Annotated in this window: 13 protein-coding genes; 6 read left to right on the plus strand and 7 right to left on the minus strand. The window is 72.3% G+C overall.

Features of this window, described 5'->3' with window-relative positions:
• Positions 1-57 precede the first annotated feature (57 nt).
• Complete coding sequence (locus PKE85_RS11590; RefSeq protein ID WP_271204891.1) at positions 58-966, minus strand: HpcH/HpaI aldolase/citrate lyase family protein; 909 nt, start codon at positions 964-966, stop codon at positions 58-60.
• 256 nt (positions 967-1,222) lie between these two features.
• On the opposite strand from PKE85_RS11590, the gene ykgO reads away from it, so the two are divergent.
• The 3 genes from ykgO to PKE85_RS11605 all read left to right on the plus strand — a co-directional run bounded on the left by ykgO (position 1,223) and on the right by PKE85_RS11605 (position 3,042).
• Entirely contained in the window at positions 1,223-1,348 is a 126-nt protein-coding gene (gene ykgO / locus PKE85_RS11595) for a type B 50S ribosomal protein L36 (RefSeq protein ID WP_020186918.1), read from the plus strand.
• Positions 1,349-1,426: 78 nt separating this feature from the next.
• Entirely contained in the window at positions 1,427-2,089 is a 663-nt protein-coding gene (locus PKE85_RS11600; RefSeq protein WP_271204892.1) for a tetratricopeptide repeat protein, read from the plus strand.
• Positions 2,090-2,118: 29 nt separating this feature from the next.
• Positions 2,119-3,042 (plus strand): alpha/beta fold hydrolase, encoded by a 924-nt coding sequence (locus PKE85_RS11605; protein ID WP_271204893.1) that lies wholly within the window; start codon positions 2,119-2,121, stop codon positions 3,040-3,042.
• Between the two features lie 61 nt (positions 3,043-3,103).
• Here PKE85_RS11605 and pyk read toward each other — a convergent pair whose 3' ends face one another.
• The 3 genes from pyk to PKE85_RS11620 are packed head-to-tail and all read right to left on the minus strand — an operon-like array spanning position 3,104 to position 6,432.
• The gene (gene pyk / locus PKE85_RS11610; RefSeq protein ID WP_271204894.1) at positions 3,104-4,543 is read right to left on the minus strand and encodes a pyruvate kinase; all 1,440 of its coding nucleotides are present in this window, start codon (positions 4,541-4,543) and stop codon (positions 3,104-3,106) included.
• Entirely contained in the window at positions 4,540-5,085 is a 546-nt protein-coding gene (locus PKE85_RS11615; RefSeq protein ID WP_271204895.1) for a DUF1036 domain-containing protein, read from the minus strand. The genes pyk and PKE85_RS11615 overlap by 4 nt, the downstream gene beginning before the upstream one ends.
• 48 nt (positions 5,086-5,133) lie before the next feature.
• Complete coding sequence (locus PKE85_RS11620) at positions 5,134-6,432, minus strand: glycerate kinase type-2 family protein (RefSeq protein ID WP_271204896.1); 1,299 nt, start codon at positions 6,430-6,432, stop codon at positions 5,134-5,136.
• Between the two features lie 111 nt (positions 6,433-6,543).
• On the opposite strand from PKE85_RS11620, the gene PKE85_RS11625 reads away from it, so the two are divergent.
• From PKE85_RS11625 to PKE85_RS11635, 3 genes are all read left to right on the plus strand, one after another.
• Positions 6,544-7,371 (plus strand): N-formylglutamate amidohydrolase, encoded by an 828-nt coding sequence (locus PKE85_RS11625; RefSeq protein WP_271204897.1) that lies wholly within the window; start codon positions 6,544-6,546, stop codon positions 7,369-7,371.
• The gene (locus PKE85_RS11630; protein WP_271204898.1) at positions 7,368-7,709 is read left to right on the plus strand and encodes a DUF1244 domain-containing protein; all 342 of its coding nucleotides are present in this window, start codon (positions 7,368-7,370) and stop codon (positions 7,707-7,709) included. The genes PKE85_RS11625 and PKE85_RS11630 overlap by 4 nt, the downstream gene beginning before the upstream one ends.
• Positions 7,710-7,778: 69 nt before the next feature.
• Entirely contained in the window at positions 7,779-8,036 is a 258-nt protein-coding gene (locus PKE85_RS11635; protein WP_271204899.1) for a DUF2312 domain-containing protein, read from the plus strand.
• Between the two features lie 233 nt (positions 8,037-8,269).
• Here the strand turns inward: PKE85_RS11635 and PKE85_RS11640 are convergent, their stop codons facing one another.
• The 3 genes from PKE85_RS11640 to PKE85_RS11650 form a co-directional block, all read right to left on the minus strand.
• The gene (locus PKE85_RS11640; RefSeq protein ID WP_271204900.1) at positions 8,270-10,213 is read right to left on the minus strand and encodes a peptidoglycan L,D-endopeptidase MepK; all 1,944 of its coding nucleotides are present in this window, start codon (positions 10,211-10,213) and stop codon (positions 8,270-8,272) included.
• Between the two features lie 244 nt (positions 10,214-10,457).
• Positions 10,458-12,431: a L,D-transpeptidase family protein gene (locus PKE85_RS11645; protein WP_271204901.1), complete on the minus strand. Its 1,974-nt coding sequence runs from the start codon at positions 12,429-12,431 to the stop codon at positions 10,458-10,460.
• Positions 12,432-12,523: 92 nt separating this feature from the next.
• On the minus strand, positions 12,524-14,011 hold the full coding sequence (locus tag PKE85_RS11650) for a sigma-54-dependent transcriptional regulator (RefSeq protein WP_271204902.1): 1,488 nt from the start codon (positions 14,009-14,011) through the stop codon (positions 12,524-12,526).
• Positions 14,012-14,121 lie beyond the last annotated feature (110 nt).

Genomic DNA, 14,121 nt, shown 5'->3' on the forward strand with positions numbered 1-14,121 from the left:
CATAGACCGATCGGCGTCCCGGCGCCAGCGCGGGACCGCGCGTCCGTCGACGGACGCTCAGCCGTCCCGGGCGGAGATCGCCTCGTGCCAGGCCACCGCCCGGCGCGCCATGCCGATGTGCTGGCGCTCATACATGCGGCCGTCCACCTTGATGGCGCCCTTGCGGGCGTTCTCCGGCAGGTCGAACGCCTCGATCACCTTGCGCGAGCGCGCCACCTCGTCGGCGGTCGGCGCGAAGGAGGTGTTGGCCGGCTCGATCTGGTTCGGATGGATGATGGTCTTGCCGTCGAAGCCCAGGTCGCGGGACTGGCGGCATTCCGTGCGGCAGCCGTCCACATCCTCGATGTCGTTGAACACGCCGTCGAGGATCGTCAGGCCCTCGGCGCGGGCGGCGGCCAGCGCGAACATGATCCAGGGCAGCATGGGCACGCGGCCGGGCACGATCTGCGCCCAGGTGTCCTTGGCGAGGTCGTTGGTGCCGAGCACAAGGCAGGTGAGCCGCGCCTCCGGCATCGCCCGTTTGGCCGCCGCGATCTCCTTGATGTTGAGAATCGAGGCCGGGGTCTCGATCATCGCCCAGATCTTGATGCTCTCCGGCGCGTCCAGCGCCTCCAGCCGGTTGGCGATGCTCTCCAGCACCGCGGGCGAGGACACTTTCGGCATCAGGATGGCGTCGGGCGCGGCCTCGATCGCGGCCTTCAGGTCCTGCTCGCCCCAGGGCGTCTGGGGGGCGTTCACACGGATGATGAGCTCGCGGTCGCCGTAGCCGCCGCTTTTCACCGCGGCGCACACCTGATCGCGGGCGATCTCCTTGGCGTCCGGCGCCACCGCGTCCTCGAGGTCGAGGATCAGGGCGTCGGCAGGCAGGGTCCGCGCCTTGTCGAGCGCCCGCTGGTTGGAGCCCGGCATGTAGAGCACGCTGCGGCGGAGGCGCAGGTCGGTCGGGGAACGTCTCGGCTCGGTCATGGCTCTGATGTCCATTGTGCGCTGCGACACGGGTGATAGAGCACAGCCCGGAGCGGGGCGCCACGATGCTAAAGCACAAGGCCGGGGCGGACGACCGCCTTGCAAAATCCGCCCGTTCCGACTAGAAGGCGGCCGAACCGTCGGATCGTGATCGCGCGGACGTTGAGTCCGTTTGGTTTCGCTGGGCCGACAGACCGCCACACGAGAGATCGACGCAAGGCGCCGCGCGAGCGGCCGGCGTCTTGAGGACGAGACCATGAAGATCCGCAACTCGCTGAAGTCCCTGCGCAACCGCCACCGCGACAACCGCATCGTGCGCCGCAAGGGCCGCGTCTACATCATCAACAAGACCCAGAAGCGCTACAAGGCCCGCCAGGGCTGAGGCCGTCCGGGCCTTCGGGCCCGTTCGACGCGCATCGCGTTTTGACCTTTTCATGGCCCGGGGCGTAAGCTCCGGGCCATGATGCGTTTGGCCACCGTCGCGGCGCTCGTCGCCGTCCTGTTCTGCGCGGCGTCCGCGGGCGCCCAGCCGGTCCTGCCGCCGGAACGGGGCCCGGAAGGCATGACGCCGATTCTCCCCGGACCCGCGCCCAAGGCGCCGTCGCCCGAGACCACAGGCCCCGCGCCGGCCCCGGACGCCCATGGCAAGGCCGTGGACGAGCTGCTGAAGCGCCTGGCCGAGACGAAAGATCCCGCGGTCGCCAAGCGCATCGCCGGCGCGGTGCAGGCGCTCTGGGCCCGATCGGGAAGCGACACCGCCGATCTGCTCGTCTCCCGCGCCGGCGAGGCCCAGCGCAAGGCGAAGTTCCCCATCGCCATCCGGCTGATGGATCAGGTGATCGCGCTCAAGCCCGACTACGTCGACGGCTGGAGCCGGCGCGCCGCGCTGCGCTACCAGTCGAAAGACTACGACCGGGCGATGATGGACCTGCACGAGGCCCTGACGCGGGAGCCGCGCCAGTTCATGGTCTGGCTGACGCTCGGCCGCATCCTGAAGGAGAGCGGCCTCGACAAGCCCGCGCTCGGGGCCTTCCGCAAGGCGCTGGCGCTTTACCCGACGATCGAGGGCCTCGACAAGGAAGTGGACGAGCTGGCGCTTCAGGTGGAAGGGCGGCCGATCTGACGTCCGGCGTCCGCGGCGCGGCGGCGCTCGTGGCCGTCCTGATGGCGGGCGCCGGCGTTTCCGAGGCGCGCGGGGCCGAGCCCGCGCGGGCGGAGCGGCGGATTACCGTCGCCGGCGGGGCGCTCAACGTGGTGGTCCTGACGCCCGCGGATGGCGGGAAGGGGCGGGCGACTCTGCTGCTGCTCCATGGCGCCAGCGGCAACCTCAGGGACATGGAGCTGGCGATCGGCCGGCGGCTCGCCGTCCGCCGCCGCGTGGTGCTGGTGGACCGTCCGGGCCATGGCGGCAGCGACCGGCTCGGCGGGCGGGAGATGGCGGGGCTCGGGGCGCAGGGCGACGCGGTCCTGGCGGCGCTGGACGGCCTCGGCGTGCGCCGGGTGGTGGCGGTCGGCCACTCCTGGTCCGGGGGGCTGGCGGCGCGGCTGGCGCTCGATCATCCCGAGCGCGTGTCCGGCCTCGTGACGCTTGCGGGCGCGACCCATCCGTGGCCGGGCGGCGTCGCGTTCTACAACCGCGTCGCGGCGGCGCCGGTGGTGGGTCCGCTGTTCTCCACCCTGATCGCGCCGCCGGTCGGGAGGCTTCTGTTCAAGGCCGCGGTGGCCTCCACCTTCGCCCCGAAGACGATGCCGCCGGATTATCTGGCGCTGGCCAGCTCCCGAACCATCCTGCGGCCGGCGGAGTTCCGCGCCAACGCCCAGGATCTCGCCGACCTGAAGGCCAATCTCGCCGCCCAGGCGCCGCGCTATGGCGCGATCCGCGCGCCGACGCTGGTGATGACGGCGGACGCCGACCACATCGTCTCGCCCGACATCCACTCGCAGGCCTTCGCCCGCGCCGTGCCCGGCGCGACGCTGGTGACGCTGCCGGGCGCGGGGCACATGCCGCACTGGACCGCGACGGAGAAGGTCGTGGCCGGGATCGAGGCGCTGGCGGCGCGGGTCGAGCGCAACTGAAAACGCCCGCCGGGCGGACCGGCGGGCGTTTTCAGTTCGGGCGCTTCGGCGCGAAGAAGGCTCAGTCGCGCTTCAGGTGGTCGCCGCCCACATAGGCGATGCGCAGCATGTTGGTGGCGCCCGGCTGGCGCAGCGGCACGCCGGCGGAGATGATGACGCGGTCCTTCTCGGTCGCGATCCCCTGATCCAGCGCGATGTCGCAGGCGCGGTTCACGATGTCGTCCAGATCGTAGGCGTCGTGGGTCAGCACCGAATGCACGCCCCACACCAGCGCGAGCCGGCGGCTGGTGGCGAGGCTCGGCGTCAGCGCGATGATCGGCTGCTTCGGCCGTTCGCGGGAGGCGCGGCGGGCGGTGGTGCCGTAAGCGGTCCAGCAGATGATGGCGGCGAGGTCCAGCGTCTCGGCGATCTGGCGCGCGGCGGCGGAGATGGCGTCGGCCCCGGTGGGCTCCGGCTCGGCGCGCTGGGCGTCGATGATGGAGCGGTAATAGGGGTCGTTCTCCACGTTGAGCGCGATGGAGTTCATCATCGCCACCGCCTCGACCGGATAGGCGCCGGCGGCGCTCTCGGCGGACAGCATGATGGCGTCGGCGCCCTCGAACACGGCGGTCGCCACGTCCGAGACCTCGGCGCGGGTCGGCGTCGGCTGGGTGATCATGGACTCCAGCATCTGGGTCGCGATGATCACCGGCTTGCCGGCCTTGCGGCAGGCGCGGGTCATCTGCTTCTGCAGCCCCGGCACCACCTCGAGCGGCATCTCGACGCCCAGGTCGCCGCGGGCGACCATGACCGAGTCCGACAGGTCCACGATCTCCTGAAGCCGGGTCATGGCCTGCGGCTTCTCGATCTTGGTCATCACCCCGGCGCGGCCCTGGATGATGTCCGTCGCTTCGGTGATGTCCTCGGGGCGCTGCACGAAGGACAGCGCGATCCAGTCCACGCTGTCGGTGGCGAGCGCCGCCTCCAGGTCGGCGTGGTCCTTCGGCGTCATGGCCGAGGTCTTGATCAGCGTGTCCGGCAGGCTGACGCCCTTGCGGTCCGACAGGCGGCCGCCGACGATCACTTCCGCGGTGGTGGAGGTGGGCGTGCAGGCGCGCGCGATCAGGCGGATCTTGCCGTCGTCCAGCAGCAGCGTGTGGCCGGGCTCCAGCGCCTCCAGAATCTCCGGATGGGGCAGGTGCACGCGGGTCTCGTCGCCGGGCGTCGGGTCGGCGTCGAGCGTGAAGCTCGCGCCCTGCTTCAGCATGGCGGCGCCGTCCGCGAAGCGGCCGACGCGCAGCTTCGGGCCCTGCAGGTCGATCAGGATGCCGATCGGCCGGGCGACCTCGTCCTCCACGTCGCGGATGGTCTGCACCAGCTCGCGCATGCGCTCGTGACTGGTGTGGCTCATGTTGATGCGGAACACGTCCGCGCCGGCGCGGAACAGCTTCTCGACCATTTCGGGGGTCGAGGACGAGGGGCCCAGCGTGGCGAGGACCTTGACGCGACGCAGACGCCTCATTGGACCGCGGCGCCCGGCTCGATGCCCGCGCTCGCGCCTGCGGCGGGGGCCGCGGCGCGGGGGGCGGGCGTCGGCTGCGGGCTCGCAGGCTGCGCCGCCTTCGCGGTCGGTTCGGTCAACTGCACCGTCCAGCTCCCTTGCTCACCGGTGTCGATCTCGAAGAAGCCGGAGCGGTCGTAGCCGCGCGCCAGACAGTCCTCGATTCCCCGGATCGTGAATTCCTTGTCGCGCGTGCACATGTAGGCCTTGCCGTTCCACTCGCCGCCGCGGTCGTAGTCGATCGCGTAGACGTAGTAGAAGCGCGAGGACAGCGCGCCGCGCAGGATGGTCTCGCAGGAGTTGGCGGAGACGTTCCACCAGCCCTCGGTCGACCAAGTGTCTTTCTCTTTGTAGCCGATCGAGACGCCGATGCGGCTGTTGGTCTTGTTGCAAAGCCGGAAGTCGGCCCTGGCCGCGCCGGCCGCGGCCGAAAGGCCGGCCACGAACAGCGCGAGAAGGAGAAGGCGCGCGGCGCGCGCGGAAGAAACGATGCGAATCGTCATGCGGCGTTAACGCTCCCCACGGTCGCGTCAGCGCGCTTTTTGCTGCCGTCAGTCTGGTATGTCAACGAGCACGATGCGGAGATCGTTGACGTTGGTGCAGGTCGGTCCGGTGTAGAGACCATCGCCCGTCGCCTCGAAGAATCCGGTGCTGTCGTTCTCCGCGAGGAAGTGGGCGGGATCGAGACCCTTGGCCGTGGCGCGCTCCAGAGTGGCGGGATCGACCACCGCGCCGGCCGGGTCCTCCGGCGAGCCGCCGCCGCCGTCCGCGCCGTCGGTGTCGCCCGCGAGCGCCGCCCAGTTCGCGACGCCGCCGAGCTCGTTCACCAATGACAGCGCGTACTCCTGGTTCGGACCGCCGCGGCCGTTCCGGCCCTTGATGGTGACGGTGAGCTCGCCGCCGGAGATCAGCGCCACCGGCTTCGTCAGGCCGGAGAGGCCGCGGGCGATGGCGGCGTGCTCGGCCGCGACCTCGCGCGCCTCGCCCTCGATGTCGGCGCCCACCACGCGCACCTCGACGCCGGCCTCCTCAAGCGTCCGGATGGCGGCGGCCAGAGCGTCGGCCGGGCGCGACACCACCAGGAAGCTGGTGTTGGCGAAGGCGGGATCGTCCGCCTTGGGGCTTTCGTTCGCCGGGTTCGACAGCGCGGCGGCCACGTCCGGATGAGGCTCCACGTTGAAGCGCGCCAGGGCGGCGCGGGCGTCCTCCAGCGTGGTCGGGTCCGGCACGGTGGGGCCGGAGGCGATCACCGAGGGGTCGTCCCGGGGCACGTCGGAGATGGCGAGCGCGAACACCGGGGCCGGATGGGCCGCGCGGGCCAGACGGCCGCCCTTGATCCTGGACAGGTGCTTGCGCACGGAGTTGATGGCGTCGATGGGCGCGCCGGAGCGCAGCAGCGCCTTGGTGGTGGCCTGCTTCACCGCGAGGTCGAGCCCGTCCACCGGCGCGACCCAGTTGGCGGAGCCGCCGCCGGTGATGAGCGCCAGCACCAGATCGTCCGGCCCCGCCTGCTCGGCGAGCGCGATCGTGTCGGCGGCGCCCTGAAGGCCCGCGGCGTCCGGCACCGGATGGCCGGCCTCCACCACCTTGATCCATTCGGTCGGCCGGGCGTGGCCGTGGCGGGTGACGGCGATGCCCACCAGCCGGTCCGGCCCGAGGCCGTAGGTCTCGCGGTAGAACTTTTCGGCGATCTCGGCGCAGGCGCCGCCGCCCTTGCCGGCGGCGAGCACGATCACCCGGCCCTTGGGCGGCGCCGGCAGATGGGCCGGCAGGCACACGGCGGGGTGGGCCGCGGCGACGCCGGCGTCGAAGGCGCGGCGAAGGAGCGAGCGGCGCTCGTCAGGGGTCATGGTCGAGGCTCCACTGGCGCCGCGCGGACGCGCGACGGAACTGTCGAGAGGTGCGGCCGGGCGCTCTTCCTATGGCATCGCCGACCGCGCGTCACTACAGTCGCTTAGACCATGACCTGCGACCCATTTTCGCCCGCGACGAAAGACGAATACGACGCCGTGGAGACGGTCCCCGGCGCGCCCGGCTCCGCTCTGCTGCTGCTGTGCGACCACGCCTCCAACCGCGTGCCGCCGGAGCTCGGCGACCTCGGCCTGCCGCCGTCCGAATTCGAGCGCCACATCGCCTACGACATCGGCATGCGCGGGGTGACGCTGGCGCTGGCCGAGCGGCTCGGCGCCCCGGCCGTGCTGTCCACCACCTCGCGGCTGGTGATCGACCCCAACCGCGGCGAGGATGATCCCACGCTGGTCATGCGCCTGTCCGACGGCGCGATCGTGCCCGGCAACGCCCGCGTGGACGCGCTGGAGAAGCGCCGCCGCATCGAGCGCTATTACCGGCCCTATCACGACGCGGTCGCGGCCCGGCTCGACGCCATGGTGGATGCGGGGCTCACCCCCGCTGTGATCGCGCTCCACAGCTTCACGCCGGCGTGGAAGGGCGTGGCGCGGCCCTGGCGCATCGGGCTGCTGTGGGACCGGGACGACCGCATCGCGGCGCCGCTGCTCGCCGCTCTGGAGGCGGAGGGCGATCTGGCGGTCGGCGACAACGAGCCCTATGACGGGGCGCTGAAGGGCGACACCATGCACCGCCACGGCACGAACCGGGGCTTTCCCCATGTGCTGGTGGAGATCCGCCAGGACCTGGTGGCCGACGCCGCCGGGCAAGAGGCTTGGGCGGACCGCCTCGCCCGCCTGCTGCCGCCCATTCTCGCGCGCCCCGAGATCGGCCACATCGCCCGTTACGGCTCGCGCACCGATGTCCGGAGACATGACCCATGACCGTCGAACCCGTCGCCGTTCCCGCCGCCCTCGACCTGCCCGGCCTCGACGAGGCCGAGCGCACGGCGCTTGAGGCCGCGGCCTTCCGCCGGCTGGTGAACCACCTGCGCAACCGGCCGGACGTGCAGAACATCGACCTGATGAACCTCGGCAACTTCTGCCGCAACTGCCTGTCGAACTGGCTGAAGGACGCCGCCGACGCCCAGGGGCTCGCCCTGTCCAAGGAGGACGCGCGCACGGCCGTCTACGGCATGCCCTATGAGGAGTGGAAGGCGAAGCACCAGACGGAGGCGACGCCGGAGCAGCAGGCGGCCTTCGCCGCCCGGCGCCAGCGCTGACGCCACGGCGCTTGACGCGCCTCCCGGGTTTTGCGACCCCCACGCCTCGACATTTCAGGGAGAGCCACGTTGAGCACCGTCAATCCGGACGAGGTCGCCAAGGAGCAGCTGACCGCCTTCGTCGAGCGCATCGAGCGGCTCGAGGAGGAGAAGAAGGGCATCAGCGACGACATCAAGGAGGTCTACGCCGAGGCCAAGGGCAACGGTTTCGACGTCAAGGTGCTGCGCAAGGTGATCTCGCTGCGCAAGCAGGACGCCGACGAGCGCGCCGAGCAGGAGGCGATTCTCGATCTCTACCTGCAGGCGCTGGGCATGCCGACCGCCTGACCGCGTCTGCTCGTAACCCTCGTCCGCCGTCATGCCCGAGCGTGGTCATCGGGCGTCCACGACGCGATGGGCGAGAGTTTGGTCCGCGGACGGTCCCATGAATACCCGGCTTCGCCGGGCCTGACGAAGTTCAGATCCCGCGCTTCGGCGCCGTAACGACCGGCTCTGAGCACGAAAAAGCCCCGGACCATGCGGTCCGGGGCTTTTTCTTTTTTGTCAACGCGGCCGGCGGCTCACCCGCGGCGGTTGCCGATGCTGGCGGTGGTGTTGGCGGGCTGGGCCGCGAACGACTGGGTGCGCAGCAGCATCACCGAGGAGCCGGAGAAGCGGCCGGGCTTGGCGCCGTAGCTGGGATCGACGCCGAAGCCGCCGGCGAGCGCCGCGGTCGGGGCGTCGATCAGGCCCGAGGAGGTCGGCTGCGGATGGCGCAGGGTCTGGTCCCAAGCGGCGGGCGTCGGCGTGGCGGCGGCGCGCAGCGTGCGGTCGTCGAGCCGGGCGGTGACCATCGGCGCCGCCGGCAGGCTGGCGTGGCGGGCGGCGGAGGACGCGGCGGCGTAGATGGCGGAGGGCGTGGCGTCCGGCGCGATCACCCGCGGCGCCGAAGCGACGCTGGAGGCCGGCGCATGGGACGCAGGCTTGGCCGCCGCGACGGCCGGGGCCGGGATCGGCTTGTGCTGGGCCTGGGGCGCGGCCGGACGGCTGCGGTTCTCCACCGGCAGCTGCGCGGTCTGCGGCGCGGCGTAGGCCATGGTCATTTCGGGCGCGGCCGGGGCGCGGGACACGAAGGCGTCCGGCAGGCGCGGGAAGGTCGCCGCCTCCGCCTGATAGGCGGCCGCGGTCTGCGGGTTGATCTCGCGCGGGCGCTGCGCCGAACGGTCGGCCGACACCGGGGTCGGGATGGCGGCGAGCACGGCCACCGCGCTGTCCGCCGGCCGCGGGCGCGGCGCGGGGATGGCGGAGGCGAGCGCCATGGCGGGCTCGGCGGCGCTCGCGGGCGCCTCCGCCACGGGGGCGGGGGCCGCGGCGCCGGGGCCCGCGCGCCAGACCATCTCCGGCTCGCGCGGCGCGGGAACGGGGGCCGGCGCAACGGCGGCGACCACGGTCGGCGCCACGGCGGCGGGGCGGATAGGGGCGATCGGCGGCAGCGGCGCGACCGGGGTCGCGGCGGCCATGACCACGGGGGCCTCCTCCTCGACCGGGGCCGCGGGCTTCACGAAACCGGCGGGGCGGGGCGTCGGCACCGGCACGCGCACGGTCGCCACGCGGATGGCGGAGGCGGGCGGCGCGGTCTCCTCGGCGTCGTCGGAGGCGGCGGGCGCGGCCGTGCGCGCGCTCGCCGCGCGGCGGGTCGCGGCGGTGGCGACCACGGTCGGGGCGACCTCCGTCTCGTCCTCGTCGTCCGAGCCGAACAGGCGAGCGAAGAAGCCCTTGCTCTTCCCGCCGCCGGAGCCGGAATAGGCGTCGTCCAGCGAGACGCCGCCCCGGGCCTTCAGCTCGGCCGCGGCCACCTGGTAGCCGGGCATGTGGCCGCCCTCGGCGGGCTGATGCACGGTCTTGCCGCCGGGGAACAGGCGGGCGAGCTGGCTGCGGCTCATGCGCGGCCAGGCGCGGATGTTGCCGGCGTCGAGATGGACGAAGGGGCGGCCCGAGGTCGGGTAGAAGCCGACGCCGCCGCGCTGCAGGCGGATGCCCGCCTCGCGCACCGCGGAGACCGGCACGCCGGTGATGTAGAAGTCCATGGCGCGGCCCAGCATGTGCTGGCTGAACTTGGCGACGCCGCGGGAGCGGGCGCGCAGCATGGCGTTGGTTTCAGGGGAGCGGTAGGACGACACGATGTTGATCATCTGGCCGCGGCCCACCTCGCGGTGCACCTCCCAGACGATGTCGAACAGGCGCGGCTCCATGCGCGTCTGCTTGTCGTTCCGCCAGTCGCGCAGGAAATAGCTCAGCTTGCGCAGGCCCTCGGCGTCGTAGCGGCCGTTGCGCTTGAACGTCACCGTCAGCGTGTCGCCACGATGCGTGTGGTAGAGCGTGAGCGTCCGCGTGTCGCCGTTGGCTTGCGCGGTCTGCGTGCCCTCGGAGGCGGCGACCAGCGCGACGACCCCGAGGAGAGCGACGCCGGCTCCCCGCTTGGCGCGGGCGAGAACGGCCTGTCGTGACGTGAGCGCTTCGAGCAATGAACCGACCTGACTGTCTGATCGCCTGCCTGCGCCGCGCGGGGGCGTCGACGCCGCAGGTGATGACTGAAGTCTCTACGGGTCTGGTTAACGCGGAATGAACCAACCCCGTCGAAAGCGATCCCCCAACCACTCTTCTGTGACCTCGTAGCCGCAGAATCGGAGAAAAGCTAGTCAGAATCCCACTCGGGCGTGCGGCGGCGCACAATTCTCTTGCGTGTCTTGGCTCCGCCGCACTCTCCCGTCAGCGCGAATCGCCGAAGGTGCGCGACAGCCAGGAGCTGAACGTGTTGGGCTGGCGCTGGGGCGCGACCTCCGGGGGGACCGGCTGCGCCGGCGCGGCCGAGGCCTGCCGGGTGGCGGGCTTCGGCTTGGGCGCCCTGGCGATCACCGGCTCTGCCGGCAGGGCGGGCAGGGCCTCGCCGGCGAGCGCGGCGCGCACCCGCGCGTCCATGCCGTACAGGTCCGGACGGGTCTCGAGCGCGCCGTCCTCGCCCGCCACGGCGGTGAAGTAGGCGAGATGCACCGGAATCTTGGTGGACAGCGGCAGGCCGCGCTCCTTGCCGCCGATCATGCTCTTCAGCTTCGAGCCCGGCAGGCCCTGGTCGCCGGACAGCGCGTCGGCGAACTCCATCGGCTTGTCCACCCGCACGCAGCCGTGACTCAGCGCCCGGAAATCGTTGGCGAACAGCTTCCGGCTCGGCGTGTCGTGCAGATACACGGCATGGCGGTTCGGGAACATGAACTTGATGTGGCCGAGGGCGTTGCGCTCGCCCGGCGGCTGGCGGATGCGCAGCTTGCTCTCGCGGATGTGGGCCCAGTCCACCTGAGACGGCGGCACCACGCGGCCCTTGGAGTCCACCACTTCGAAGCCGCGCAGCGCGGAGCCCGCCATCTCGTTCATGGCGATGGAGACCGGCACGTTCCAGTAGGGGTTCACCACCAGCCTGTCGATCTCGCTCGACAGCATCGGGGTCTGGTTGGTGGACTTTCCGATGATGACGCGGGTGCCGTAGGTCTCGCGGCCATCCTCCATGATGGCGAGCTTGAACGCGGTGAGGTCCACGAAGACGTGCTTGGCGCCGAGCTCCCGCGGCATCCAGCGCCAGCGCTCCATGTTCACGAGCAGCTGCGCGGTGCGGTCCAGCTTGCGGCCGGCGTTCATGGCCCGCAGCGTCTGGCGGTTCACGAGGCCGGACGCGCCGAGCTTGTTGGCCTTCTGGAACGCGGTCACCTTCTGGGCGAGGGCGTCGTCATAGGTTGTGTCGCCGTCCCGCGCGTCGAGGCCGAGGCGGGCGCGCAGCTGCGGCACGCGCGGGTCCTGGTCGCCGGGCTTGATCAGCTTGCCTTCGGGGATCACCGGCGCATGGGCGGCCTCCGCCTGCTCGGCGCGGGCCTCCTTCAGCAGCTTGCGCAGCGCCTGGAACTGGGGCTGGGGCGGGTTGAAGCCGTCGAGCGTGGCGGCGACGTCCGTGGAGGCCGCTATGGCGGCGAGCGCCGCCGCGGCGTCGAAGGCGGGCGTGCCCACCTCCACGTTGCGGCTGATGGCGGCCGGGTTGGTGCGGCCGCTCCAGGCCTGACGGGCGTAGGCGAGGGCGGCGGCCGACAGGCGAAGCTCCGTGCGGGCGAGTTCGGTCGCCTCGGTGGTGGCGGGCGCGGTCGGCAGCGCGAAGCGGGAGGCGTCGAGGCCGTCGTCGTCGGCCGCGGCGATGCGGGCGCGGGCGGCGTCGGCCATGGCGTTGAAGGCGTCGCCGTCGATCCACACCGGCTGGCCGGCGCGGGCGGCGTAGAAGGCCGTCAGGGCCGCGCGGTCGGCCGCCGTCATCTTCAGGCTGGCGCCGGCTCCATCGGTCGCGAGCAGAAGGGTCACCGCCGCGCCGACCGGATCGGACGCGGAGGGGCTGAGCGCGGCCGGCGTCGCGGGCGCGGGAACGGCGGGCTGGACCACGAGGGCGGGGTCGGCCGCGGCGGCCGCTTCACCCGCAGGCGCGGCCGACGTGGCGTCCGCCGCCGGGGCGGCTGCGTCCACCGAGCCGGTGGGCTCGCCTTCGGCCGCGTTCGGCGCGGCCTGCGCGGCCGCGTCCGTCCGCGGACGCGTGGCGTCCTGCGCGACGGCGCCCGAGGCCAGCAGCGCGGCGAGGCTGACGCCCACCAGCGCGGAGGCTGCGAGACGTGACGGGGCGCCTGCGGTCGGGGCTCGGCGCTCTCGGCGGGTCACGCGAACTCTCATCGGGTATCGTCCTTACGCTTGCCGGCGGAGCATGGGCGCGTCGCCGGTTTGGTTCAATCCGGGATTCGGTCGGCCGCCGCTCAGGCGACGGCTTCGTCCGCGTCCGTGCCTTGCCCGCCACATTCGGCGTCGAGGCCGAGGTCCTTGATGCGCCGGTAGAGCGTGGAGCGCCCGATGCCGAGGCGCCGGGCCACCTCGGTCATCTGCCCGCGATGGTGGCGGATGGCGTAGCGAATCGCGTCCGCCTCCAGCCGCTCCAGGGTGCGGAGCTGGCCCGAGGCGTCGAACAGCGGCAGCGCGGGCGCTTCGAGCCGGCGTTCCAGTTCGGGCTCGGCCAGATCGTCCGCCAGGGCGAAGCGGGGGGCGGGCGCGCGCTCCGGCTCCTCGCCGAGCTGGGCGGAGATCTGTGGAAAGTCGGCGGGGCGCAGCACGTCGCTTTCCGCGAGAACCACGGCGCGGAACACCGCGTTCTCGAGCTGGCGCACGTTGCCCGGCCAGTCGTAGCGCTCCAGCAGGTCGAGCGCCGCGGCCGAGATGTCCCGCACCGGGCGGTCCTCCTCGGCGGCGAAGCGGGCGAGGAAGCGGCGGGCCAGATCGGCGAGGTCGTCCTTGCGCGCCCTGAGCGGCGGCACCCGGATCGGGAACACGTTCAGCCGGTAGTAGAGGTCTTCGCGGAACGCGCCGGCGCGCGCCCGCGCGGCGAGCTCCCGGTTGGTGGCGGAGAGCACCCTGATGTCCACCTTCACCGGACGCTTCGCGCCGACGGGATCGACCTCGCCCTCCTGCAGCGCGCGCAGCAGCTTCACCTGCGCTTCCGGCGGCAGCTCGCCCACCTCGTCCAGGAACAGGGTGCCGCCGTCGGCCTCCACGAACTTGCCGGCGTGACGGTCGGTGGCGCCGGTGAAGGCGCCCTTCTCGTGGCCGAACAGAATGGATTCCACCAGATGGGGCGGGATCGCGCCGCAGTTCACCGCCACGAAGGGCTTGCCGCGGCGCTCGCCGGAGCCGGTGATGGCGCGGGCGAACAGCTCCTTTCCTACGCCGGACTCGCCTTCGATCAGCACCGGGATCGACGAGCCCGCCGCCCGCGCTCCCAGCCGGAGCGCCTCCGCCATGGCGGGCGAGCGGCTCGGCAGGTCGCGGAAGGTGAGCGAGCCCGTGGCCCGGCGCGCCATGCGGCGGATCTCGCCTTCCAGCGCGTCGGTGCGAAGCGCGTTGCGGATCGAGACCTGCAGCCGCTCCGGCCCCACCGGCTTCACCACGAAATCCGCGGCGCCGGCGCGCATGGCCGACACCACCGCCTCGATGGAGCCGTTGGCGGTCTGCACGATCACGGGCGTCGCGACGCCCATCTCGCGCATCTTCTCCAGCACCGCGATGCCGTCCATGCCGGGCATGATCAGGTCGAGGAACATCAGGTCGTAGGCCGCGCCCGGCTGGCTCAGGGCCTCGATCGCGTCCGCGCCGTCCTCCGCCGTGCGGGCGTCGTAGCCGAAACGGCGGGCGAGCGCCTCCAGCAGCCGGCGCTGCACCGGATCGTCGTCGACGATGAGGATCACGGCGCTCATGCGGGCCTTTCGGGCGGGGGTCGCGGGGAGGCCCGAGCATCGCCGTCCAGGGTAAACGCGGGTTTAAGCGAAAGGCTTCGTTTGTCCGGGCGGTTGATCGCGGGCCTCAC

It is taken from the genome of Methylopila jiangsuensis (genome assembly GCF_027922305.1).
GTDB lineage: Bacteria > Pseudomonadota > Alphaproteobacteria > Rhizobiales > Methylopilaceae > Methylopila > Methylopila jiangsuensis.